Source organism: Tistlia sp. (assembly GCF_040905785.1).
Classification (GTDB): domain Bacteria; phylum Pseudomonadota; class Alphaproteobacteria; order Kiloniellales; family DSM-21159; genus Tistlia.
This window is the reverse complement of sequence record NZ_JBBDQW010000069.1, coordinates 4,918-27,291: the sequence shown is the minus strand read 5'-3', so window position 1 is coordinate 27,291 and position 22,374 is coordinate 4,918. Positions and strand designations below refer to the sequence as shown.

At 71.8% G+C, this 22,374-nt stretch carries 19 protein-coding genes; 12 read left to right on the top strand and 7 right to left on the bottom strand.

Annotated elements, in window-relative coordinates; genetic code table 11:
• The first annotated feature begins 91 nt into the window (after nt 1–91).
• Nucleotides 92–1,909, top strand: a complete 1,818-nt coding sequence (locus tag WD341_RS15585; RefSeq protein ID WP_368426398.1) for a TRAP transporter permease — start codon at nt 92–94, stop codon at nt 1,907–1,909.
• Between the two features lie 4 nt (nt 1,910–1,913).
• On the opposite strand, the gene WD341_RS15580 is transcribed toward WD341_RS15585, so the two are convergent.
• Nucleotides 1,914–2,597, bottom strand: a complete 684-nt coding sequence (locus WD341_RS15580) for a Fe2+-dependent dioxygenase (protein WP_368426397.1) — start codon at nt 2,595–2,597, stop codon at nt 1,914–1,916.
• Nucleotides 2,598–2,786: 189 nt separating this feature from the next.
• Here WD341_RS15580 and WD341_RS15575 point away from each other — a divergent pair, with 189 nt between their 5' ends.
• Both WD341_RS15575 and WD341_RS15570 read left to right on the top strand, forming a co-directional pair.
• Nucleotides 2,787–3,263 carry a hypothetical protein gene (locus WD341_RS15575; protein ID WP_368426396.1) on the top strand — a complete coding sequence of 159 codons (477 nt, stop codon included), beginning with the start codon at nt 2,787–2,789 and terminating at the stop codon, nt 3,261–3,263.
• Between the two features lie 136 nt (nt 3,264–3,399).
• Nucleotides 3,400–4,662 (top strand): hypothetical protein, encoded by a 1,263-nt coding sequence (locus WD341_RS15570; protein WP_368426395.1) that lies wholly within the window; start codon nt 3,400–3,402, stop codon nt 4,660–4,662.
• Nucleotides 4,663–4,695: 33 nt separating this feature from the next.
• Here WD341_RS15570 and WD341_RS15565 read toward each other — a convergent pair whose 3' ends face one another.
• Both WD341_RS15565 and WD341_RS15560 read right to left on the bottom strand, forming a co-directional pair.
• Nucleotides 4,696–5,517, bottom strand: a complete 822-nt coding sequence (locus WD341_RS15565) for a competence/damage-inducible protein A (protein ID WP_368426394.1) — start codon at nt 5,515–5,517, stop codon at nt 4,696–4,698.
• Nucleotides 5,514–5,948 (bottom strand): hypothetical protein, encoded by a 435-nt coding sequence (locus WD341_RS15560; protein WP_368426393.1) that lies wholly within the window; start codon nt 5,946–5,948, stop codon nt 5,514–5,516. The genes WD341_RS15565 and WD341_RS15560 overlap by 4 nt, the downstream gene beginning before the upstream one ends.
• Nucleotides 5,949–6,065: 117 nt before the next feature.
• Here WD341_RS15560 and sfsA point away from each other — a divergent pair, with 117 nt between their 5' ends.
• From sfsA to radC, 3 genes are all read left to right on the top strand, one after another.
• A complete protein-coding gene (sfsA, locus tag WD341_RS15555) occupies nt 6,066–6,764 on the top strand; it encodes a DNA/RNA nuclease SfsA (protein WP_368426392.1) in 699 nt (232 codons plus the stop codon).
• Between the two features lie 110 nt (nt 6,765–6,874).
• Nucleotides 6,875–7,696, top strand: coding sequence for a type I methionyl aminopeptidase (map, locus tag WD341_RS15550; protein WP_368426391.1), 822 nt, complete (start codon nt 6,875–6,877; stop codon nt 7,694–7,696).
• Nucleotides 7,697–7,713: 17 nt separating this feature from the next.
• On the top strand, nt 7,714–8,406 hold the full coding sequence (radC, locus tag WD341_RS15545) for a DNA repair protein RadC (RefSeq protein WP_368426390.1): 693 nt from the start codon (nt 7,714–7,716) through the stop codon (nt 8,404–8,406).
• A gap of 282 nt (nt 8,407–8,688) precedes the next feature.
• Here the strand turns inward: radC and WD341_RS15540 are convergent, their stop codons facing one another.
• Both WD341_RS15540 and WD341_RS15535 read right to left on the bottom strand, forming a co-directional pair.
• Nucleotides 8,689–10,257 carry an ATP-binding protein gene (locus WD341_RS15540; RefSeq protein ID WP_368426389.1) on the bottom strand — a complete coding sequence of 523 codons (1,569 nt, stop codon included), beginning with the start codon at nt 10,255–10,257 and terminating at the stop codon, nt 8,689–8,691.
• Nucleotides 10,254–11,129: a substrate-binding periplasmic protein gene (locus WD341_RS15535; protein WP_368426388.1), complete on the bottom strand. Its 876-nt coding sequence runs from the start codon at nt 11,127–11,129 to the stop codon at nt 10,254–10,256. Before WD341_RS15535 ends, WD341_RS15540 begins: the two co-directional genes overlap by 4 nt.
• Before the next feature lie 162 nt (nt 11,130–11,291).
• On the opposite strand from WD341_RS15535, the gene purB reads away from it, so the two are divergent.
• The 3 genes from purB to WD341_RS15520 all read left to right on the top strand — a co-directional run bounded on the left by purB (nt 11,292) and on the right by WD341_RS15520 (nt 16,214).
• Nucleotides 11,292–12,596 (top strand): adenylosuccinate lyase, encoded by a 1,305-nt coding sequence (gene purB, locus WD341_RS15530; RefSeq protein WP_368426387.1) that lies wholly within the window; start codon nt 11,292–11,294, stop codon nt 12,594–12,596.
• A gap of 91 nt (nt 12,597–12,687) precedes the next feature.
• The gene (locus WD341_RS15525) at nt 12,688–14,868 is read left to right on the top strand and encodes a hypothetical protein (RefSeq protein ID WP_368426386.1); all 2,181 of its coding nucleotides are present in this window, start codon (nt 12,688–12,690) and stop codon (nt 14,866–14,868) included.
• 5 nt (nt 14,869–14,873) lie between these two features.
• Nucleotides 14,874–16,214, top strand: a complete 1,341-nt coding sequence (locus WD341_RS15520; RefSeq protein WP_368426385.1) for an NAD(P)/FAD-dependent oxidoreductase — start codon at nt 14,874–14,876, stop codon at nt 16,212–16,214.
• 293 nt (nt 16,215–16,507) lie between these two features.
• On the opposite strand, the gene WD341_RS15515 is transcribed toward WD341_RS15520, so the two are convergent.
• The gene (locus WD341_RS15515) at nt 16,508–16,825 is read right to left on the bottom strand and encodes a DUF1476 domain-containing protein (protein WP_368426384.1); all 318 of its coding nucleotides are present in this window, start codon (nt 16,823–16,825) and stop codon (nt 16,508–16,510) included.
• 239 nt (nt 16,826–17,064) lie between these two features.
• Between WD341_RS15515 and WD341_RS15510 the strand changes: the two genes are divergently transcribed.
• A complete protein-coding gene (locus WD341_RS15510) occupies nt 17,065–17,832 on the top strand; it encodes an NRDE family protein (RefSeq protein ID WP_368426383.1) in 768 nt (255 codons plus the stop codon).
• 13 nt (nt 17,833–17,845) lie between these two features.
• Here WD341_RS15510 and WD341_RS15505 read toward each other — a convergent pair whose 3' ends face one another.
• On the bottom strand, nt 17,846–18,544 hold the full coding sequence (locus WD341_RS15505; RefSeq protein WP_368426382.1) for an SOS response-associated peptidase: 699 nt from the start codon (nt 18,542–18,544) through the stop codon (nt 17,846–17,848).
• A 212-nt stretch (nt 18,545–18,756) separates the two neighbouring features.
• Here WD341_RS15505 and WD341_RS15500 point away from each other — a divergent pair, with 212 nt between their 5' ends.
• Together WD341_RS15500 and WD341_RS15495 are read left to right on the top strand one after the other, a co-directional pair.
• A complete protein-coding gene (locus WD341_RS15500; RefSeq protein WP_368426381.1) occupies nt 18,757–20,769 on the top strand; it encodes a ribonucleoside-diphosphate reductase subunit alpha in 2,013 nt (670 codons plus the stop codon).
• A gap of 103 nt (nt 20,770–20,872) precedes the next feature.
• Nucleotides 20,873–21,832, top strand: coding sequence for a ribonucleotide-diphosphate reductase subunit beta (locus WD341_RS15495; protein ID WP_368426380.1), 960 nt, complete (start codon nt 20,873–20,875; stop codon nt 21,830–21,832).
• Nucleotides 21,833–22,374: the final 542 nt, after the last annotated feature.

Here is a 22,374-nt window from a genome sequence, read left to right as displayed (position 1 = left end):
GCGGGTGTTTCCGTCGCTTCATGGTGAGCCTGTCGAACCAGGAAGTGCACCGTCGCCGACGCGACCTACCTCCTACCCTCCCGGCCCGTCCATGACCCTTCACGATGGTGACAGACTCGCCGGCGCGCTGCGCTGGGCCGCCGGCCTCCTGGCTCTCGCCAGCGTGGTCTTCCACCTCTGGCTGGTGTTCAGCGGGCTGGTGCCGAACCTGATCAGCCGTCCGGTCCACCTGGCCCTGGCCCTGCCCTGGGTCTTCCTGCTGGTGCCCTACCGGACGGCGCTGGGACGCGGCGCGGGCGTGCTGTTCTGCCTGGCCGGCGTCGCCGCCTGCGCCTGGGTTGCGCTCAACCGGGCCGAGCTGGAGGACCAGTACGGCAGCCTGGAGGGCGGCTTCCAGGTCGCCGTCGCCCTGCTGCTGCTCGCCGTCGTCCTGGAGATGGCGCGCCGGGCGGTCAAGATGGCGCTGCCGGCGGCGGCCCTGGTGGCCCTGGCCTACGGCCTGCTCGGCCAGCATCTGCCGGGGCGCATGGGCCATCCGGGGATTCCGCTGGAGTCCTTCCTCGGCACCCTGACCATCGCCGAGGGCGGCATCTGGGGGCCGCTGACCGGGATCTCGGTCAACATCGTCGCGGTCTTCGTAATCTTCGGCGCGGCGATCGGCGCCGGCCTCGGCGGCGAGGCCTTCATGGCCCTGGCGACGCGCCTCGCCGGCCGGCTCGAGGCCGGGGCCGCCAAGGTCTCGGTGCTGGCCTCGGCGCTGTTCGGCTCGATCTCCGGCTCGGCCTCGGCCAACGTCGCCTCGACCGGGGCGATCACCCTGCCGGCGATGAAGCGGCTCGGCTACCCGGCCTCGCTCGCCGCCGCCGTCGAGGCGACGGCCTCGACCGGCGGCCAGATCATGCCGCCGCTGATGGGCGCCGGCGCCTTCGTCATGGCCGAGCTGCTGCGCACCCGCTACACCGCGATCGTCGAGGCGGCCCTGTTCCCGGCGCTGCTGTTCTTCGTCGCGGTCTGGTTCGGCATCGCCCTCTTCGCCCGGCGCTACGGCCTCAAGCCGATGGCCGCCGAGGAGATTCCGGCCTGGCGCCGGGTCGGGCGGCTGTCGCCCTTCTTCCTGATCCCCTTCGGGGTGCTGCTCTGGGCGATGTTCGCGGCCGGCCGCACGCCGCAGTACGCCGCCGCCCTGGCGACCTTCGCGGCGCTTGCCCTGATGCTCCTCGACGACCGCTGGCGGCCGGCGCTCGGCCGCCTGCTGCCGCGCCTGAGCGAGGCCGCCGTCGCCGCGGCGCGCCAGATCGCCGTGATCGCCTCGATCATCATCTGCGCCGGCATCGTCGTCGGCGTGCTGAACCAGACCGGCCTCGGAGTGAAGATCACCTCGGCGATCCTGACCCTGTCGGACGGCTCGCTCTACCCGGCGCTGCTGCTGACCGCCCTCGCCTGCCTGATCCTGGGCATGGAGGTGCCGACCACGGCGGCCTACGTGATCTGCGTCTCGGTCGCCGGGCCGGCGCTGCAGAAGCTCGGCCTGCCGCCGCTGCAGGCGCACCTCTTCGTGTTCTGGTACGCCCTGCTCTCGACCATCACGCCGCCGGTCTGCGGCACGGTCTTCATCGCCGCCGGCATGGCCGAGGCGCCCTGGCTGAAGGTCGCCGGCCAGGCCATGCGCCTGGGCCTCGGGCTCTACGTCGTGCCGCTCGCCTTCATCGCCAGCCCGAGCCTGCTCGATCCGCTCGGACAGCCGGCCTGGGCGATCCTCGCCTTCCTGAAGACCGCGCTCGGACTGTGGCTCCTGGCCCGCGCCCTGGTCCGCGCCGAGGACCCCTGGTGGCTGCGCCTGGCGAGCGCGCTCATCGCCGTCGCCCTCGCCTTCCTGCCGACGCGGGGGGTTCTCGGCATGGCGTTCTGAGCGGCTAGGGGTTGCCCCACATCTGCATCAGGTTGCCGTAGACCTTCTGCAGGCGGATCGCCTGGGGGTGCTCCAGGCCCTCCTTGGTCGTCTTCATGAAGAAGTCGAGCGACTGGGCGAGGTCGATCAGGATCTGGCGCTGGGCGGCCATGCGCACGCTCGACTGGATCCAGCAGATCGCGACCCGCCGCTCGCCGGCCGTGACCGGCTCGACCCGGTGCAGCACGGTGGTCGGGTAGAGCACCGCCGCGCCGGCCTGCAGCTTGATCGGCTGCGGGCGCATGTCGGTGTCGAGCACCAGCTCGCCGCCCTGGTAGTCCTCCGGCCGGTTCAGGAACACCGTCATCGAGAGATCGGCGCGAAAGCGGTGCGGCGGACCGCTCATCATGACGTTGTCGCTGTGGTCACCGTAGAACTCGCCGACGCCGTAGCGCGAGAACAGGAAGGGGCCGATCAGCGAGGGCAAGGCGATCAGCTGGAAGTCGCGGCTGCGGCTGACGGCGGCCCGGACGATGGCATCGACGCCCGCCCGCTCGGCCGCCCCCGCCCGAACTTCCCGGTTGCGCTTGCGCGACTTGATCGCGATGCCGACGGTCTGGCGACCGTCGACGAAGGGCGCTGCCTCGAGCAGGCCGTGGATCTCGCCGAGTTCCTGGTCGGTCAGCAGCTTCGGCAGGCAGAACAGCATCGTCGCTTCCTCGTCGCGCCGGTTTGCGTGCGGCTGCCATAGGCCCGGCGGCGCGATTTGGCGAGAGGGATTCTCGTCCTGACGCGTCGCGCGGGCGGTCGTGGTACACTTTTCCGATGAGCGGCCGGAACGCGACGGCACCAGCGAAAGACCCCCACCGGCCGCGGTGAGGGAGGATCGTCCACAGCCATGCAGATCGTTCTCGAACCCGGCGACTTCGGACGCCTGTCCGCCAGCACCCAGCGCGAGCTGCTCGGTCTCCTGGGTGCCGCCCCGCGAGCCGCCGCCGCGGCCCCGGAAAGCGAGCTGCGCTGGCGCGCGCCCTACGCGCTGTCGCGCGAGCAGGCCGAGCGACTGGTCGCCAGCCTGCCCGGCAAGGCGCAGCGACGCCTCGCGCTCTTCGCCACGCCCACCGGCCGCGTCAAGATGCAGGACCTGATGGCGGTCGACGACTCCCGCGACCTGCGCTCGACCAGCCGGTTCGTGCGCGACATGGCCACGCGCCTGCGCCGCATGGTCGACGACCCGGAGAAGAAGGCCCAGCTGATCCAGTGGGACTTCGACGCGACCCGCTGGGACAAGTCGAAGCAGACCATCGTCGACGGCGTCTACTACGTGGCGCCGGAGACGGCGGCGATCCTGCGTGAGCTGTTCGACGAGGGATAGGGCCCGGGGGAAGCCACGCGGCACCCGGACGAGGCCTGGCCGCGCTTTGCGGCTTAAATGCTTCTTAAGGCTCGCATCCTAGGGTCGGCAGGCGAACGTCACCCCTTCCCGCCGCCCCAGGAGCCCCGGCCCAGGCATGGACATAGTTGCCCGCCACGGACTGCAGCAGAGCCGTCAGGCGACCCTGCTGCTGGAAAGCGCCCAGCGTCTGGGCAAGCGTCGTCACGGCCGCTGCGCCATGCACCTGCGCCTGTCCCGCCTGGTCACGGACGAGACGCCGCCGCAGCACATGCGGATCGCCGTCTCGGTCTTCGAGACCGGCATCCAGGGGCTGGAGGGCGAGCTGTTCGTGCTCGACAACTTCGACCTGGTGTTCCTCGGCATCGACCGCCAGGTGTCGGCGCTGGAGAAGGCCGTCGAGAAGGTCGAGTTCCTGCTGCAGGGCGATCCGGCGGCCGAGAAGATCGACCGCGCCGGCGGTTATGCCCGCTGGTTCGACCTGGCGATCGACTACGACGACTTCATGAGCCAGTGCCGCCAGCTCGCCGTCGAGGAGGAACAGCGCCGGCTCAATCGCGCCAGCCTCGAGGGCCGCAGCGCGCGGCGCCAGCCCCGCCAGGAGCTCGATCTCAGCGGCCTCGCGGAGCTGGAGCGAGCGCTCAACTCGGCGGACATTTCCGCGCTGGTCCGCCAGCAGCCGGTCTGCGCGGTCGGCGCCAACATGCGCCCGACCCGCGTGCTGACCGAATTCTTCACCTCGATCCGCGACGTCGAGAAGGTGCTGTCGCCGGACACCGACCTGGCGCAGAACCGCCTGCTGTTCCAGTACCTGACCCTGGTCCTCGACAAGCGGATGCTGGCGCACCTGCGCAAGAACGGCAATCGCCGCCTCGGCCGCTACATCTCGGTCAACCTCAACGTCGCCTCGCTGATCAGCCCGGCCTTCCTGTCGTTCGACGCCGACCTGCCGGTCGGAGTGCGCGGCAAGATCATCCTCGAGCTGCAGCAGCCCGACGTCTACGCCGACCTGCGCGCCTACAGCTTCGGGCGCGACCTCGCCAAGCAGCAGGGCTACCGCCTCTGCCTCGACGGCGTGACCCGTCACAGCCTGCCGTTGATCGACCGCGAGCGCCTGGGCGTCGACTTCGTCAAGCTGATCTGGAACGACGAGCTGCGCAGCGCCATCGAGGGCAAGGGGCGCCCGGAGATCGAGGAGGCGGTCAGGCGGGTTGGCCTGCAACACCTGATTCTGCACCGCTGCGAGACTGAGGATGTCGTGAAGGCCGGCCATTCCCTGGGCATCCAGCTGTTCCAGGGCCACTTCATCGACGCGCTGCTGCCGTCCGAGGAGCAGCAGGAGGCGCGCTCGGCGCTCGAGGCGGACAGCCGGAAGGGTTGACCCGGAATCCTTGCCGCCCCGGTGTCTCCGGCCTCAGCTCGCCGCGTCCTCGGCCTCCGCCTCGCGCGGGTCCGGCAGCCACTCGGCCTTCAGCTCCGCCAACAGCGCGCGCAGCCCCGCCTCGGCGCGGTCGAGCAGCCCGGCGTCGGTCGCGCGCAGCACCAGGGAAGTGCCGAAGCGGCCGCCGCGCTGGAAGGGGTAGCTGCCCATCTCGACCTCGGGGAAGCGCGCCTGCAGGGCCGTCAGGCCCGGCGCCACCACGGACTCCGGTACCGCCACGGGAAAGCTGCGGGTCTGCAGCGGCCGACCGCCGACCAGCTCGTGGCACAGGCTCTCGAACTGCGCCTGCATGATCTTGGGGATGCCGGCCAGCACGTAGACGTTCTCGATCTTCAGCCCCGGCGCCACCGAGACCGGATTGTCGACGAGGCTGGCACCCTCGGGCGCGCGCGCCATGCGCAGGCGCGCCTCGTTGATCTCGGCGCCGTAGTGGGCCTCGAGCAGCCGGCGCGCCTCCGGATGCACGACCACCGGCCGGCCGAAGGCCCTGGCGACGCAGTCGACGGTGATGTCGTCGTGGGTCGGGCCGATCCCGCCCGTCGTGAAGACGTAGTCGTAGCGGGCACGCAGGCTGTTGACCGCCTCGACGATCGCCGCCTCCAGGTCGGCGACGACCCGGGCCTCCATCAGTCGCACGCCGAGCGCATTCAGCCGCTCGCCGAGGAAGGCGAGGTTGGCGTCCTTGGTGCGTCCCGAAAGGATCTCGTTGCCGATGATCGCGACGCCGGCGGTCACCGTCCGCTCGCCGGCTGCCGGCTCCGCGAGGCCCTCGGGCCCCTCGTCCCCGCCGCTCATTGCCGGCGGAGACCCTTGCTTTCCATGCAGGACGCATAGGCCCGGTCGAAGGTCGAGCTCTCGCCGACCTGCGACAGGCGGTCGGAGAAGGCGCCGACGTCGGATCCCAGGCTGCCGAAGCCGCTGGGGTCGCCGCGGTCCTGCTCGATGCGCCGGTCGTGAGCGACCGTCGCCCTGGCGTAGCGATAGCAGCTCGCGATGTCCTCCTCGCTCGCGGACCGTGCCGCGGGCGGCGCAGCGGCGCCCTCCGGCGCCGTCCCGCCCGGCGGGGGCGGCGCGGCGAGCGAGCCGTCCAGGTCCGGCGGCGCCGCCACCTTGCCGGTGGCCGCGGGCGTGGCACCGGAGCTGTCCGGGCGGACCTCGCGCTCGGCGCAGGCCGCCAAGCCGAGGGAGAGGGAGATCGCGAGGATCGAAGGCAGGGTCAAGCGCATGGCGATAACCTGTAACGCCTGCGACGCTCCGACAAGCGCAGATTTCGGACGACCCCTCCCCGCCTCGCGCGGGACGACCGCTTGCAGCGCCCGGGCGCGCCGTGCAACCAAGCCCGCATGCTGTTCGCCGAGCCCCTGGTCGAGGGGCGCCTGCTACGCCGCTACAAGCGCTTCCTGGCCGACGTCGAGCTCGGCGACGGGCGCCGGCTGACCGCGCACTGCCCGAATCCGGGCGCCATGCTCGGGCTGAGCGCGCCCGGCTCCCGGGTCTGGTTGGCGCCCGGGCGGCCAGGCAACAAGCTGCCCTTCTCCTGGGAGCTGGTCGAGGCCGACGGCACGCTGGTCGGCATCAACACCGCGCGCCCCAACCGCTTGGTCGAGGAGGCCCTGGCCGGCGGCCGGATTCCCGCGCTCTCCGGCTATTCCGGCCTGCGCCGCGAGGTCCGCTACGGCCGCGCCAGCCGCGTCGACCTGCTGCTCGAGGGGCCGGGCCAGCCGCCCTGCTACCTGGAGGTCAAGAACGTCCACCTGCGCCGCCGGCCCGGCCTGGCGGAGTTTCCCGACTGCGTCACGGCGCGCGGCGCCAGGCACCTGCTCGAACTCGCGGATGCCGCCGAGGCCGGAGCCCGCGCGGTCATGCTCTATGTCGTGCAGCGCACCGACTGCGATCGCCTGTCGCTTGCGCGCGATCTCGATCCCGTCTATGCCCGCAGCTTCGCCGAGGCCAGCGCGCGCGGCGTCGAGGCTCTGTGCTGGGCCTGCAGCATCTCGACCGCCGGGATCGAGGTGATTCGCCCCCTGGCCATCGAGGCTTGAAGCAGCCGCGCGCCGTGGCAAACTAGGGAAGGTTCATCCGGCTGCACCGCGTCGCGAAGCCGGCGGCTTCGTTGCAGCCGTTTCGTGCAGTCATTTCGGAAAGCAGTGCCATGCAGGATCAAGCCGCCGTCCTTCAGGAGTCACGGCAGATCAAGCTCCACCTGGCCGAGGACTTCGAGGCGATGCGCCGGGCCGGGCGGCTCGCGGCCGAAGTGCTCGACTTCGTGACGCCGCACGTGCAGCCCGGCGTCACCACCGAGGCGCTCGACAAGCTGTGCCACGACTATATCCTCGAGCGCGGCGCGGTGCCGGCGCCGCTCGGCTACCGCGGCTTCCCGAAGTCGATCTGCACCTCGGTCAACCACGTCGTCTGCCACGGCATACCCACCGAGACCAAGCGCCTGGCGGACGGCGACATCCTGAACATCGACATCACCGTCATCCTCGACGGCTGGCACGGCGACACCAGCCGGATGTTCTTCGTCGGCGACAAGGTGCCGGTCAAGGCGCGCCGCCTGGTCGACGTCACCTTCGAGGCGATGTGGCGCGGCATCGAGATGGTCCGGCCGGGCGCCACCCTGGGCGACGTCGGCCACGCCATCCAGAGCTTCGTCGAGAAGCAGCGCTTCTCGGTGGTCCGCGACTTCTGTGGCCACGGGCTGGGCCGCGTCTTCCACGACGCGCCCAGCGTGCTGCACTACGGCAAGCCGGGTACCGGCGTGGCGCTGCGCGAGGGCATGTTCTTCACCATCGAGCCGATGGTGAACAGCGGCACCTGGCAGGTGAAGCTGCTCGACGACGGCTGGACCGCGGTGACTCGCGACCGCCAGCTCTCGGCGCAGTTCGAGCACTCGATCGGCGTCACGGCCGAGGGCTACGAGATCTTCACCGCCTCGCCCAAGGGCTGGGATCGCCCGCCCTACCCCGCCTGAGCCGTCCGGCCCGTCGCGTGGCCGAGCTCGAGACCCGACCGGACTACCTGGAGCACCGCGGCCGGGTGCGCGAACGGCTCATCCAGGGCGGCCCGGAAGCGCTCGCCGACTACGAGATCCTCGAGCTGATCCTCGCCGCCGCCAACCCGCGCGGCGACACCAAGCCCCTCGCCAAGGAGCTGCTGCGGCAGTTCGACAACGACCTGGCCGCCGTCCTGAGCGCGCCGCCGGAGCGGCTGCGCGCCGTCAAGGGCCTCAAGGACGCCGGGATCGGCTCGATCAAGGTCGTCGCCGCCGCGGCGCTGCGGCTGGCACGCGCCGAGGCCAGCGAGCAGCCGATCATCGGCTCCTGGGACAAACTGCTCGACTACCTGACCATCGCGCTCGCCCGGGAGCCGGTCGAGTGCTTCCACGTGCTGTTCCTCGACCGCAAGAACCGGCTGATCGCCGACGAGCGCCAGCAGCGCGGCACCGTCGACCACACGCCGGTCTACCCGCGCCAGGTCGTCAAGCGCGCCCTCGAGCTCGAGGCCTCGGCGCTGGTGCTGGTCCACAACCACCCGAGCGGCGACCCCACGCCGTCGCGCGCCGACATCGAGCTGACCCGCGAGCTCGCCGAGGCCGTCGCCCGCCTCGGCATCGCCCTGCACGACCACGTCATCGTCGCCCGCGGCGGCCACACCAGCTTCCGCGCCAAGGGGCTGATCTGACGCGCGCCGTCGGCGCCGAAGCAGTCTCCGCTCGCTTTACCTGCGAAATCGAAGATTTCGGGCAAAGCGGCCCGGGATGACGGGGGTGTGGATCCGCTGGTGTCGCCGCCACGGCGTTTGCGTGGTTCGACAGGCTCACCACGAAGCGACGAGGAGGCCGGGGCGCGGCGTCGGGCGCGGCGGGCGGCGTCGGGCGCGTCGCCCGGGTCGCGCTTCATGGTGAGCCTGTCGAACCAGGAGGCGCGAAGGAGCGCGGGCGGCGGGAGGGAGCCCGGCCGGCGGTCAGCGTGCCTGGCGCCGGGCCGGCGCCATCGCCAGGACGACGCCGGCGGCGGGAAAGACGAGGCTGGCGCAGGTGCCCCTGCCCGGCGCGCTGTCGATCTCCAGGCGCCCGCCGTGCAGCTCGATCAGCGCCTTGACCAGCGGCAGGCCGAGGCCGGTGCCCCCGTGGCGCTTGTAAGGGTCGCGGTCGACCTGCTGGAAGGGCACCAGGGCGGTGGCGACCTGTGCCGCGGTCATGCCGACCCCGTCGTCGATGACCGCGACGCGCACGCCGGCCCCCTCGGCGGTGAAGATCAGCCGGCAGGAGCGCCCGGCCGGCGAGAACTTGCAGGCGTTGCTCAGCAGATTGACGAGCATCTGACGGGCCGCGCGGGCGTCGGCCAGCAGCGGCGGCAGGTCGGCGGGGATCTCGACCAGGATCGGCACGCCGTGCCGCTCGGCCGTCGCCTGGCTCAGCAGCAGGCAGGAGTCCGTGAGGTCGCGCGCGTCGAGCGGCTCGACATCCATGGTCATGCTGGCGGCATCGATCTTCGACAGGTCGAGCAGGTCGTTGATCAGGCTGAGCAGGTGGTCGCCGGCCTCGCGGATGTTGCCGGCGGGATCGGCGTAGGCGGTGCCGCCAGGATCGGCCGCGGCCCGCCGCTCGATCAGCTGGGCGAAGCCGAGGATGGCGTTGAGCGGCGTGCGCAGCTCGTGGCTCATGTTGGCCAGGAAGCGGCTCTTCGACTGGGTCGCCAGCTCGGCCTCGTGGCGCAGCTCGACGGCGCGGTCGCGCGCGCCGGCCAGCTGGCGCGTGCGTGCCTCAACCTCGACCTCCAGCCGGTCGCGCTGCGCGGCCAGCTCGTCGAGCGCCCCCTGGCGCTCGCGCTGGGCGACGGCGATCCGCCGCGACATGGCGTTGATCGCCTCCTCCAGGACCTTCAGCTCGTTGCGCTCGGCGACGCCGCTGTCGACCGGCTGCGCGACTCCGCCGTGACCGTCGAGCCGGCGCAGGCCCTCGGTCAGCCGGCCCAGCGGCCGCTCCAGCATGCGCCGGCTCAGGTGCCGGAAGATCCACCACAGGATGAGGGCCTTGGCCAGGCCGGTCACCAGCAGCAGCGCGATCGCAGGCCAGACCCGCTGAACGATCAGCAAGCGGTCGCGGTAGACCTCCAGCTCGCCGACCAGGGTCTCGCCGACCTCGTGGCGGTAGACCAGCGGGAAGCGCTCGACGGTCAGCCAGCGCGCCGCGCTGGTCGTGCCCGCGGCGGCCTGGACCTCGCCGCTCGACGGCTCGAGCACGCGCACGCCGGCGATGCCGGGCAGGCGCGCCATGCCCTGCAGGGCGGCGCCCAGCTCCTCGCGGTCGAGCGACCACATGTAGTTTGCCAGGGGGTCGTGGAAGGCGCTGCGGTAGACCTGCAGCTCGTTGTCCAGATCGCGCGCAGCGCGGTACCAGATCTCGGCGACGAGAACGCCGGCGAGCGCCAGGGCGACCAGGACGTAGCTGCCCAGGACCAGCAGGAACAACCGGCGCGCCAGCGAGGCCGAGGGGGACTGCGGGCTCCCCGGGGAAGCGGCGTGGCTCATTCGCCGTCGCTCTCGTAGCTCTCTGCCAGGGCGGCGAAGGCCGGCCCCGCCTTCTCGGCGGCGATGGCATCCCAGACGCGCTCGGCCAGCTCCGGCTCCGCGTCCCGGAAGGCCCGCCCGAAGGTCAGGTAGTAGGGCTTGCTGCGCAGCGGCGGCTGCAGCTTCTCGATGGCGCCCGCGAAGGCGGGATGGGCGGCGATCGCCGCGTCGCCCATGCCTTCCAGCTCGGCGCTGGCGGCGATGCGGCCTTCCAGGAGCTTGCGAAGGTTGATGGTCAGGGAGCGCTCCTCTTCGACCGGGACACCCATCCGGCGCAGATCCTGCACGACCGAATAGCTGGAGATCGCGCCGACCGGCCCGTCCAGGTTTTCGAAGGCGGTGCCGTCCCAGCGCAGCGGCGAGCCCTTCCTGACATAGAGCAGGTAGCTCTGCACGAAGATTGCGCGGGACTCGTCGAGCGTGCCGTCGGCCCGCCGCGGGTAGGCGAGGAGGGCCTCGCGCTCGGGCAGGTGGCTGGTGTGGAAGATGCCGTCGGCCAGCCCCTGCTCGACCAGGAACAGGCCGCGCTTCCAGGGCACGCGCTGGAACTGAAAGTCGATGTCGAGGCGTGCGCCGACCAGGCGCAGCAGCTCCAGCGTCAGCCCGGGCCTCGCCCAGTCGATCCGCGTGCCGGCGCCGAGGTGGCGCGGCGGATTGGCGGTCACCTCGTAGACCAGGCGCAGGGTCGTCGCGGCCCCGGGATTGGAGCCCTGGCCGAAGCCGGCCTCGGCGGCGCCGGCCTGTCGGACTCCCACCCCCCAGGCGGTGAGCGCCAGCAGGCCGCACAGCAGAAGCGCCGCGAGCCACGCCCGCGAAACCGCCGCGATATCCATATGCCTATACCCCGCGGTAGGTCGCCCCGGGTCCATTGTAGCGCACCGTCCGTGAAGAATGGATTGAGACGTGCCTCGGCCCGCGCAAGCGAGCGGTGCGTTGACAGGCGAGGGGCCGGGGGCCAGAAGGGCAGCCTACAGAAGAACAGCGAGATTGCCCGAATGATTCCGCGCTATTCCCGCCCCGAGATGGCCGCGCTCTGGGAGCCGGCGAGCCGCTTCAGGATCTGGTTCGAGATCGAGGCCCACGCCACCGACGCCCTCGCTGGCCTGGGCGTCGTGCCCCGGGCCGCGGCCGAGGCGGTCTGGGCGCGCGGCGACAGGCCCTACACGCCCGAGCGCATCGCGCGGATCGACGAGATCGAGCGCGAGACCAGGCACGACGTCATCGCCTTCCTGACCGAGCTGGCGGAGCAGGTCGGCGAGGAGGCGCGCTTCCTGCACCAGGGCATGACCTCCTCGGACGTGCTCGACACCTGCCTCGCCGTGCAGCTGAGCCGCGCCGCCGACCTGCTGCTCGCCGACCTCGACCACCTGCTGGCGGCGCTCGAGAAGCGCGCGCGCGAGCACAAGGACACGGTCACCATCGGCCGCAGTCACGGCATCCACGCCGAGCCGACGACCTTCGGCCTGAAGCTGGCCGGCCACTGGGCCGCCTTCAAGCGCTGCCGGAAGCGCCTGGAGGCGGCGCGCGCGGAGATCGCGACCTGCGCCATCTCCGGCGCCGTCGGCACCTTCGCCAACATCGACCCGGCGGTCGAGGCGCACGTCGCCGCGAAGCTCGGCCTGGTCCCCGAGCCGGTCTCGACCCAGGTCATTCCGCGCGACCGCCACGCGGCCTTCTTCGCCACCCTCGGCGTCGTCGCCGGCTGCGTCGAGAACCTCGCGACCGAAATCCGCCACCTGCAGCGCACCGAGGTCCGCGAGGCCGAGGAGTTCTTCTCGCCGGGGCAGAAGGGCAGCTCGGCGATGCCGCACAAGCGCAACCCCGTGCTGACCGAGAACCTGACCGGCCTCGCCCGGATCGTGCGCGCGGCGGTGGTGCCGGCCCTGGAGAACGTCGCGCTGTGGCACGAGCGCGACATTTCGCACTCCTCGGTCGAGCGCATGATCGGCCCCGACGCCACGGTCACCCTCGACTTCGCCCTGGCGCGCCTGGCCGGCGTCGTCGAGAACCTGCTGGTCTATCCGGAGGCGATGCAGCGCAACCTCGACCGCCTCGGCGGCCTCGTGCACTCCCAGCGGGTGCTGCTGGCGCTGACCCAGGCCGGCGTCAGCCGCGAGGACGCCTACCGGCTGGTCCAGCGCAACGCCATGAAGGTCTGGGAAGAGGGCGCCGACTTCCGCAGCGAGCTGGAGGCCGATCCCGAGGTGACGCTGTCCGCGGCCGAGCTCGGGAAGGTCTTCGACCTCGGCTACCACACGCGCCGGGTCGAGCAGATCCTGGAGCGGGTGTTCGCGGACTGATTCCGACAGTCTTCCTGATTCCGGCAGTCTTCCGGCCGCGGCCGCGGCTATCATGTCCACCGGCAGGAACGGCAGCCGGGGAAGGCGACGAATGACGAAGCCGCGGACGACTGGGGAACCCACGGTGCTCGACCGCTGGCACGCCGTCGCCTCGGTGCTGAAGCGCGTGCGCTACACCCTCGTGCTGATCGCGCTGGCCGGCTTCGTGCTGTTCACCGGACAGGGCAGCGACGTGCTGCGCACCCTCGGCGAGCACACCTTCTCCTTCCAGCTCGTGGCACTCTACCTGGGCGGGCTGCTGTGGGCGCTGACCGCCTGGTTCTGGGCGCGGATCGCACTCGGCTACGAGTTCGCCTGCGATCCGGAGCGGCACTTTCCGGCCTTCGACGCCGCGGCCCGGGAATGGCTGCCGCGCCTGCTCGGCGGCTTCGCCATCGGCCTGCTCGGCCTGGCGATCGCCCTGACCGGCGCGCCCCACGCCTGGCGCCAGGCCATCGTCGCCTGGGCGCTCGGCCTGGTCTTCCTCGGCTTCGTCACCTGGCGCCGCCGGCTCTTCGCCGGCCTGCTGCGCGGCGACCGCGCCGACGACATCGACCCCTGGCCCGGCTTCCGACACCTGTTCTTTGCCGACCACTCCCTCGGCACCCGGGGCTTCCTGCTGCTCTCGCTGCTGGTCCTGCTGGGCATGTTCCTGGCGCTGACGCTGTCGCCGGTGACCGTCGGCCAGACACTGGGGACGGCCGGGCTGTTCCTGGTCTGGGCGGCGACCATGATCCCGCTCGCCGCGCTCGCCGACCTGTGGCAGCGCCAGACGCGCTTTCCCCTGCTCACGCTGCTCATCGCCTGGGCGGTCGCGCTGTCCTTCTTCATCGAGAATCACGACCTGAGGCGGGTCGCCGAGCCGGTCGGCCCGCGGCCGCTCGCCTCCGAGGCCTTCGCCGACTGGTGGATCGACCTGGCCGGCGGCGACGGCGCGCCGCGCGACGCCGCCCGCCCGGTCTTCCTGGTCGCTTCCGAGGGCGGCGGCATCCGCAGCGCCTACTGGACGGCGGCGATCCTGGGCGAGCTGCAGGACAGCGACAACCGCTTCGGCCGCCGGGTCTTCGCCATGAGCGGCGTGTCGGGCGGCTCCTTCGGCGTCGCGCTCTTCGCCGCCCAGCTGGCCAGCGGCATCGAGGCCGGCGAGTCGGGCGAGGGCCGCCAGCCGCTGGCCTGCCGGGCGATCTCGAGCCGCGCCGGCGGCTACCGCCAGGTCGCCCGCGAGATGACCGGCCGCGACTACCTCGCGCCAATCGTCGGCGGCCTGCTCTACCCCGACCTGCTGCAGCGCGTCTGGCCGGTCTCGGTGGAGTCCTTCGACCGCGCCCGCGCCTTCGAGTCGGCCTGGGCCGCGGCTTGGCGCCAGGCCTGCGGCCACGGCCCCGGCGAGCCGCTGGGCAATGCCTTCGGCGGCGACTTCGATCTGCAACGGCTGTGGCACGGCGAGCGTGCGACCGCCGTGCCGAACCTGCTGCTCAACACGACGCGGGTCGGCAGCGGCCAGCGTACCCTGGTGTCGAGCCTGGCCTGGTCCGAGGACAGCGCCGCCTTCGCCGACGTGCTCGACCTGCTGGCGGTGATCGACGCCAACCCCGACGGCCGCGACGGCAGCCTGCCGCTGGTCACCGCCGCCAACCTCTCGGCGCGCTTCCCGCTGGTCAGCCCGGTCGGCAGCCTGGACGTGGCGCGCGGCAACCGCGAGGGCCTCTACCGCTTCGGTGACGGCGGCTACTTCGAGAATTCCGGGGCGATGACCCTGCTCGACCTGACGCAGGAGATCGAGCCGGCGCTGCGCCTGGCGCTGGGCGCCCGGCCGGTGATCGTCCAGATCAGCAACGACGTCGAGTCGGTGCTGCCGGCCGACGCCGGTCCCGACCCGATGCTCGGCAAGACGCCGCGCTACCTCGGCGAGCTGCTGTCGCCGCTGCGCGTCATGCTGAACACGCGCAGCGCCCGCGGCAACGCCGAGCGGCTGCGCCTGCGCGAGCTGGCGCGCCAGCGCGGCTGGCCCTACCTGCACTTCCGCCTGTGCGGGAGCCCCGGCGGGGCCGGCGCCGTCGAGCCGCCGCTCGGCTGGAGCCTGTCGTCGGCGGCCCAGGCGGCGATCGACGACCACCTGTCCGGCCGCGAGCGCTGCGCCGCCTACGGCGTCGACAACGTCGCCTACCTCGAGGCGATCCTGGCGGCGCTGAAGGGCGACTTCGGGCGGCTCGACGGCTTCGTGCCGAAGTAGCGCCCATGGGTCCGATCACCGCGCGCTCGCCGGCGCAGTTCCGCGACCGGCTGCCGGAGGCGGCCGACGTCGTGGTCATCGGCGGCGGCGTCGCCGGCGTCTCCACGGCCTGGTACCTGGCCCAGGCGGGACAGCGGGTCGTGCTCTGCGAGAAGGGCCGCGTCGCCGGCGAGCAGTCGAGCCGCAACTGGGGCTGGGTGCGCCAGCTCGGCCGCGACGCCGACGAGCTGCCGATCATGATGGAGGCCAACCGCATCTGGCACGGCCTCGCCGCGGCCACCGGCGAGGACCTCGGCTTCCGCGCCGAGGGCATCGCCTACCTGAGCCGCAGCGAGCGGGACGAGGCGCGCCACGAGAGGACCCACGAGGTCGCGCGCGGACAGCAGCTCCAGGTGCACCGGCTCGGCCGGCGCGAGGTCGAGGCGATGATCGACGGCCGCCCCGGCCTGTGGCGCGGCGGCCTGCTGTGCCCGGGCGACGGCCGCGCCGAGCCCTGGCAGGCGGTGCCGGGCCTGGCGCGCGCCGCCCGGCGAGCCGGCGCCGCGATCGCCGAGGACTGCGCGGTGCGTTGCCTGGACCTGGCCGGCGGCAAGATCGCGGGCGTGGTCACCGAGCAGGGCCGGATCCGCGCCGAGCGCGTGCTGCTGGCCGGCGGCGCCTGGTCGTCGCTGTTCCTGGCCAACCACGGCATCCGCCTGCCGCAGCTGACGGTGCGCTCCAGCGCGGCGCGCACCGCCCCGGGCCCCGCGGTCTTCGCCGGCTGCGCGCTCGACGGCGGCCTCGCCTTCCGGCGCCGCGAGGACGGCGGCTACACGATCGCGCTCGGCGACCGCCACGAGCACTTTCTGGGCCCCGACTCCTTCCGCTTCCTGGCGCCCTTCCGGCACAGCCTCCGGGACTCCTGGGAATCGACGCGCATCCGGCCGGCGGCGCCAGGCGGCTACCCCGACGCCTGGACGACGGCGCGGCGCTGGACGGGCGACCAGGAGACGCCCTTCGAGCGGCTGCGGGTGCTCGACCCGGCGCCGCCGCGCGGCACCGCCGACCTGCTGCGCCGGCGGCTGGCCGAGCGCCTGCCGGCCCTGGCGGAGGTGGCGCTGACCGACGTCTGGGCCGGCATGATCGACACCCTGCCCGACGTCGTGCCGGTGCTCGATTCGGTGGCGGGCTGGGAGGGGCTGTTCCTGGCGACCGGCTTCAGCGGCCACGGCTTCGGCATCGGCCCGGCCGCCGGCCGGGTCATGGCCGACCTGCTCCGGGGCCGCAGCCCGGGCCACGACCTGACGCGCTTCCGCTTCGCCCGCTTCTCCGACGGCTCGCCGATCCGCCCGGGGCCGGCGCTGTAGTCGCGACCGCCGGGACGCGCGCGGAGAGGCTCGCGCGGTTCGACAGGCTCACCGTGAAGCGCCCGGAGAGGTCGTCGCCGACCCATCCGTCGCTTCATGGTGAGCTTGTCGAACCATGCAAGCGCAATGGCCGCGCCGTTTCCGAATCGCCCGGCCCCGACGCCGGCGCAGCGCGCTCCCTGGTTCGACAGGCTCACCATGAAGCGCGCGGAGAGGCTCGCGCCAGCCCATCCCTCGCTTCAAGGTGAGCCTGCCGGACCGAGTGTAGCTCTGCGCGACGTGCGACCCGCCGCCTACTCGGTCATCACCTGCTGCTTGGCGATCGCGGTCAGCTCTTCCATCTTCTTGCGCAGGCGGTGCTCCGACAGGTCGACCGCCTTGGCCTGCAGGTCGCCCATGACCTTGCGGACGACGTCGTTGTCGCCGGCCTCCTCGAAGTCCGAGGCGACGACCTCGCGGGCGTAGGCGTCGGCTTCCTCGCCCTTGAGGCCCAGCAGCTCGGCGGCCCAGAGGCCGAGCAGCTTGTTCCGGCGCACCTCGACTTTGAACTGCAGCTCGGAATCGTGCTTGAACTTGTCCTCGAAGGCCTTCTCGCGGTCCTGGAAGCTCATCCTGGGTCCTTCCTCGCTGCTGCCCCTAAAGGGGGGCAGGCTTGAATTCTTCGGTCGCCGGCGGGCGTGGCACCCGGCCTGGGCGGTTCATTGCCTGGGCAGTGCGCAGCCGCGCGGCTAGGCTAGGCGGCTAGGTTATAGCGACAAGCTCCGCCTCAGTGAACAACGTCCGGCGAACAACGTCCCGTGAACCCCGTCCGGCATCCAGCCGCTCACCATCCAGGATCTTTTCCGACACCATGTGCACCCTCGTCCTGCTGCGCCGGCCCGAGCACGACTGGCCGCTGATCCTCGGCGCCAACCGCGACGAGATGGTCGACCGGCCGAGCCGCCCGCCGGGCCGGCACTGGCCCGATCGGCCCGAGGTCGTGGGCGGCCTCGACGCGCTGTCGGGCGGGTCCTGGCTGGCGATGAACGACCAGGGCGTGCTGGCCGCGGTGCTGAACCGGCGCGGCAGCCTGGGACCGGCGGCCGGCAAGCGCAGCCGCGGCGAGCTCGCGCTCGAGGCGCTCGACCATGCCGAAGCGGCCGCCGCCGCCTGGGCGCTCGGCGACCTCGACCCCGGCGCCTACCGCAGCTTCAACCTGGTGATCGCCGACGAGCGCGACGCCTTCTGGCTGCGTAACCGCGGCGAGGAGGCCGAGGGCATCGAGGTCATGCCCCTGCCGCGCGGCCTCAACATGCTGACCGCCTTCGACCTCAACGACCCGGTCAGCCCGCGCATCCGCAGCTTCCTGCCGCGCTTCGAGACCGCGCCGGCGCCCGAGCCCGCCACGGGCGACTGGTCGGCCTGGCAGGCCCTGCTCGCCGCCCGCTCCGACGAGGAGGGCGTCGAGGAGGCCGCCATGACCGTGATTCGGGAGGACGGCTTCGGCACCCTCTCCTCCTCGCTGGTCGCCCTGCCGAGCGTCGAGGGCCGCTTCGCCAGCCCGCCGGTCCGCCCGGTCTGGCTGTTCGCCGACGGCCGGCCGGGCGAAACGCCCTACCGCCCGGTCGGGGACGAGTAGGCGAAGAGTCGACCTACAGCAGGCTCCGCTGCTGCATCGGTTCGGCCGGCGCCAGCAGCGCGAGGTCGTCGTTGGCGACCTTGTTGACGCGCCGGGAGACCGGGTAGGCGATCCAGCCCTCGGGCTCGAGCGGCCGGAGCAGGGCCTGCAGGTCCTCGGCGGCGCTGTCGGGCGCCAGCCAGGCGCCGTGCGCCTCCGCAGGCAGGATCACCGGCATGCGCTGGTGGATCGGACGCAGCAGCGCGTTGGCCTCGGTGGTCAGGATCGTGCAGCTCTCGACCGGCGCCTCCTTGGGCGCGGCGGGGTCGTGCCAGCGCTCCCACAGGCCGGCGAAGGCGAAGGGCCCGCCGTCCTGGCGGCAGATCCGGTAGGGCTGCTTGCCGCCCTCCTGGGCCTGCCATTCGTAGAAGCCGTCGGCCGCGACCAGGCAGCGGCGGGCCGCGAAGGCCTTGCGGAAGGCGGGTTGGCGCGTGACGCCCTCGGCCCGGGCGTTGATCAGGCGCGCGCCGACCCGCCGGTCGACCGCCCAGGGCGGCAGCAGGCCCCAGCGCAGGCTGGCGGCGTGGCGCTCGCCGTCCTCGCCCAGGCGCACGACCAGCACCTCCTGGGTCGGCGCGATGTTGGCGCGCGGCTCCAGGTTCGGGCGCTCGAGGAAGCCGAACAGCTCCTTGAGGGCCTCGAGCGGGCTGGTCAGGGTGTAGCGACCGCACATCCGCCTCCTTTCCCGCGCCGGCAGGGCCGCCGTCAAGGCGCCTGTCGCCGCGGCACCGAGAGGGGCTGCCTTATTGTCTTGTTCCTGTTATGTTCCAGATGACAGAACGGCGACGCCTGCTGCATATTGTGGGTGATCGAAGAGTGGGCCCTATATCTGGGTTCCCTTGTGGAAAAGGCGGCACCTGAAGAGGGTGGAAAACGGGGGCAAGCATGGACGGATCCGGCTTCATCGGCACAACCAGCGGTCCGGCGGCCCTCGAGGCTCCGGCGCGGCCGGTGGATAAGGCTGTCGACAAGTCCCTGCCCGACGCGGTCCCGGCGGCCGTCGAGCCCAGCCTGTTCGACGGCCAGGTCGCCGACCACTTCCAGAACGAGCGCGGCATCTCGGTCTTCATGGACCGCACCCGCGACGCGCTGCTGACCGACTTCGGCCGCCAGACCCTGGACGACCGCTACCTGATGCCCGGGGAGTCCTACCAGGATCTCTTCGCCCGCGTCGCCGCCGGCTTCGCCGACGATTCGGCCCACGCCCAGCGGCTCTACGACTACATCTCGAAGCTCTGGTTCATGCCGGCGACGCCGGTGCTGTCGAACGGCGGCCTCGACGCCGACAAGCAGCGGGGCCTGCCGATCTCCTGCTTCCTCAACGAGGCCAACGACAACCTCGATTCGATCGTCGGCCTGTGGACCGAGAATGTCTGGCTGGCGGCGCGCGGCGGCGGCATCGGCAGCTACTGGGGCAACCTGCGCTCGATCGGCGAGAAGGTCGGCCAGAACGGCAAGACCAGCGGCATCGTGCCCTTCGTGCGGGTCATGGATTCCCTGACCCTGGCGATCAGCCAGGGCTCGCTGCGCCGCGGCTCGGCGGCCGTCTACCTGCCGATCGACCATCCGGAGATCGAGGAGTTCGTCGAGATTCGCCGGCCGACCGGCGGCGATCCGAACCGCAAGGCGCAGAACCTGCACCACGGCATCACCGTGTCCGACGACTTCATGCGCGCCGTCGCCGAGGACCGGGAGTGGGCGCTGCGCAGCCCCAAGGACCGCACCGTCGTGCGCACCGTCTCGGCGCGCGCGCTGTGGATCCGCGTGCTGACCGCGCGCATCGAGACCGGCGAGCCCTACGTCATCTTCGCCGACCACGTGAACAAGGCGATGCCGGAGCACCACAAGCTGTCCGGCCTCAAGGTCAAGATGTCGAACCTGTGCAGCGAGATCACGCTGCCGACCGGGCTCGACCACCTGGGCAACCAGCGCACCGCCGTCTGCTGCCTGTCGTCCCTGAACCTCGAGACCTACGACGAGTGGCAGGACGCCGAGGGCCTGGTCGAGGACGTCATGCGCTTCCTCGACAACGTGCTGGAGGACTTCATCGGCCGCACCGAGGGCGTGCCCGGCTTCGAGCGCGCGCGCTACTCGGCGATGCGCGAGCGCTCGGTCGGGCTCGGCGTCATGGGCTTCCACTCCTACCTGCAGAAGCACGGCCTGCCGTGGGAGTCGGCCCTGGCCAAGTCCTTCAACCTGCGCGTCTTCCGCAAGATCCGCGCCGAGGCCGACGCCGCCAGCGCCAGGCTCGCCGCCGAGCGCGGCGCCTGCCCGGACGCCGCCGAGCACGGCTTCCAGGCGCGCTTCTCGAACAAGCTGGCGATCGCGCCGACCGCCTCGATCTCGATCATCTGCGGCGGCGCCTCGCCGGGCATCGAGCCGATCGCCGGCAACGCCTACACCCACAAGACGCTGTCCGGCTCCTTCGCCGTGCGCAACCCCTACCTGGAGCGCCTGCTCGAGTCCAAGGGCCGCAACGACGCCGCGACCTGGACCTCGATCACCACCGCCGAAGGCTCGGTGCAGCACCTCGACTTCCTGAGCGACGACGAGAAGGCCGTCTTCAAGACCGCCTTCGAGCTCGACCAGCGCTGGCTGATCGAGCACGCCGGCGACCGCGCGCCCTTCGTCTGCCAGGCCCAGTCGCTCAACCTCTTCCTGCCCGCCGACGTGCACAAGCGCGACCTCCACCAGCTGCACCTGATGGCCTGGAAGCGCGGCGTGAAGTCGCTCTACTACTGCCGCTCGCGCTCGCTGCAGCGCGCCGAGTCGGCGCAGAGCCACGCCGCCGCGGCGCTGGCGCTCGCCGACGGCACGACGCTGCCGCTGCGCGGCCGGGTCAACGGCGCCGATCGCCCGGCGCCGCTGGACTACGAGGAATGTCTGGCCTGCCAATAGGCGGGCAGACCGCACCGGCTCGGCGGGCCCCGGCCCGCCGGGCCGGGCCAACAGCAAGGGCGCGGCGGGACCGGTGCCGCCAGCCCAGGAACCGGAAGCCGCGATGTCCCTGCTCGACTCCGACCCGATCTACAAGCCTTTCAAGTACCCCTGGGCCTACGACGCCTGGCTGATCCAGCAGCGCATCCACTGGCTGCCGGAGGAAGTGCCGCTGGCCGAGGACGTGCGCGACTGGAACCGCAAGCTGTCGCCGGGCGAGCGCAACCTGCTGACGCAGATCTTCCGCTTCTTCACCCAGTCGGACGTCGAGGTGAACAACTGCTACATGCGCCACTACTCGCGCGTGTTCAAACCGACCGAAGTGCAGATGATGCTGGCCGCCTTCTCCAACATGGAGACGATCCACATCGCCGCCTACAGCCACCTGCTCGACACCCTCGGCATGCCCGAGGAGGAGTACTCGGCCTTCCTCCGCTACAAGGAGATGAAGGACAAGTACGACTACATGCAGGCCTTCGGCGTCGAGACCAAGCGCGACATCGCGACCACCCTGGCGGTCTTCGGCGCCTTCACCGAGGGGCTGCAGCTGTTCGGATCCTTCGCGATCCTGCTGAACTTCCCGCGGCACAACAAGATGAAGGGCATGGGCCAGATCATCAGCTGGTCGGCGCGCGACGAGTCGCTGCACACCCAGTCGATCATCCGCCTGTTCCGGACCTTCTGCGAGGAGAACCCGCAGATCTGGGACGACGACCTCAAGCGCCGGCTCTACCAGGCCTGCGAGACCATCGTCACCCACGAGGACGCCTTCGTCGACCTGGCTTTCGAGCTGGAGGGCGTTGAGGGCCTGACCGCCGCCGAGGTCAAGGCCTACCTGCGCTACATCGCCGACCGCCGGCTCGCCCAGCTCGGGCTGCAGCCGCTCTACGGCAACCAGGAGAACCCCCTGCCCTGGCTCGACGCCATGCTCAACGGCATGGAGCACACCAACTTCTTCGAGAACAGGGCGACCGAGTATTCGAAGGCCGCCACCCGCGGCACCTGGGAGGAGGCCTTCGACTAGAGCCGCTGCCCGCCCTACCCACGTCGCCGTCGTCCCACTACCCTGCCTCACCCCAGGGACGGCGTCGGCGACGGCAGCGGGATCTCCCTGTGGACGACTTCCGGCGGTCGCGCCCCGCGGCCAAGAACGAGACCGGCCGCCGGACTTTGTTGAGGGAGAGCGCCCGGGCGGGCCGGTGCGCAGGCGCTTGCGTGGTTCGACAGGCTCACCACGAAGCGCCTGAGAAGCCTGCGCCAGCCCACCCCTCCGGAGAGGCCTGCGCCAGCTCATCCCTCGCTTCATGGTGAGGCCGTCGAACCAGGCAAGCGTGGCAGCGCCCGCCGGAGAGGCCAGCGCCAGCCCACCCCTCGCTTCATGGTGAGCCTGTCGAACCAGGCAAGCGTGGCAGCGCCCTCCGGAGAGGCTCGCGCCAACCCATCCCTCGCTTCATGGTGAGCCTGTCGAACCAGGCAAGCGTGGGAGCGCCCTCCGGAGAGGCCTGCGCCAGCCCATCCCTCGCTTCATGGTGAGCCTGTCGAACCAGGCAAGCGTGGGAGCGCCCT

Excerpts from the sequence above, each read along its gene's own strand:
- WD341_RS15575 (WP_368426396.1), top strand. The coding sequence starts at position 2,787 with ATGCAGATCGTTCTCGAACCCGGCGACTTCGGACGCCTGTCCGCCAGC.
- WD341_RS15535 (WP_368426388.1), bottom strand. The coding sequence starts at position 11,129 with ATGGATATCGCGGCGGTTTCGCGGGCGTGGCTCGCGGCGCTTCTGCTG.
- WD341_RS15565 (WP_368426394.1), bottom strand. The coding sequence starts at position 5,517 with ATGAGCGGCGGGGACGAGGGGCCCGAGGGCCTCGCGGAGCCGGCAGCC.
- WD341_RS15500 (WP_368426381.1), top strand. The coding sequence starts at position 18,757 with ATGGACGGATCCGGCTTCATCGGCACAACCAGCGGTCCGGCGGCCCTC.
- WD341_RS15570 (WP_368426395.1), top strand. The coding sequence starts at position 3,400 with ATGGACATAGTTGCCCGCCACGGACTGCAGCAGAGCCGTCAGGCGACC.
- WD341_RS15520 (WP_368426385.1), top strand. The coding sequence starts at position 14,874 with ATGGGTCCGATCACCGCGCGCTCGCCGGCGCAGTTCCGCGACCGGCTG.
- map (WP_368426391.1), top strand. The coding sequence starts at position 6,875 with ATGCAGGATCAAGCCGCCGTCCTTCAGGAGTCACGGCAGATCAAGCTC.
- WD341_RS15495 (WP_368426380.1), top strand. The coding sequence starts at position 20,873 with ATGTCCCTGCTCGACTCCGACCCGATCTACAAGCCTTTCAAGTACCCC.
- WD341_RS15560 (WP_368426393.1), bottom strand. The coding sequence starts at position 5,948 with ATGCGCTTGACCCTGCCTTCGATCCTCGCGATCTCCCTCTCCCTCGGC.
- WD341_RS15515 (WP_368426384.1), bottom strand. The coding sequence starts at position 16,825 with ATGAGCTTCCAGGACCGCGAGAAGGCCTTCGAGGACAAGTTCAAGCAC.
- WD341_RS15525 (WP_368426386.1), top strand. The coding sequence starts at position 12,688 with ATGACGAAGCCGCGGACGACTGGGGAACCCACGGTGCTCGACCGCTGG.
- WD341_RS15540 (WP_368426389.1), bottom strand. The coding sequence starts at position 10,257 with ATGAGCCACGCCGCTTCCCCGGGGAGCCCGCAGTCCCCCTCGGCCTCG.
- purB (WP_368426387.1), top strand. The coding sequence starts at position 11,292 with ATGATTCCGCGCTATTCCCGCCCCGAGATGGCCGCGCTCTGGGAGCCG.
- WD341_RS15580 (WP_368426397.1), bottom strand. The coding sequence starts at position 2,597 with ATGCTGTTCTGCCTGCCGAAGCTGCTGACCGACCAGGAACTCGGCGAG.
- WD341_RS15510 (WP_368426383.1), top strand. The coding sequence starts at position 17,065 with ATGTGCACCCTCGTCCTGCTGCGCCGGCCCGAGCACGACTGGCCGCTG.
- WD341_RS15585 (WP_368426398.1), top strand. The coding sequence starts at position 92 with ATGACCCTTCACGATGGTGACAGACTCGCCGGCGCGCTGCGCTGGGCC.
- WD341_RS15505 (WP_368426382.1), bottom strand. The coding sequence starts at position 18,544 with ATGTGCGGTCGCTACACCCTGACCAGCCCGCTCGAGGCCCTCAAGGAG.
- sfsA (WP_368426392.1), top strand. The coding sequence starts at position 6,066 with ATGCTGTTCGCCGAGCCCCTGGTCGAGGGGCGCCTGCTACGCCGCTAC.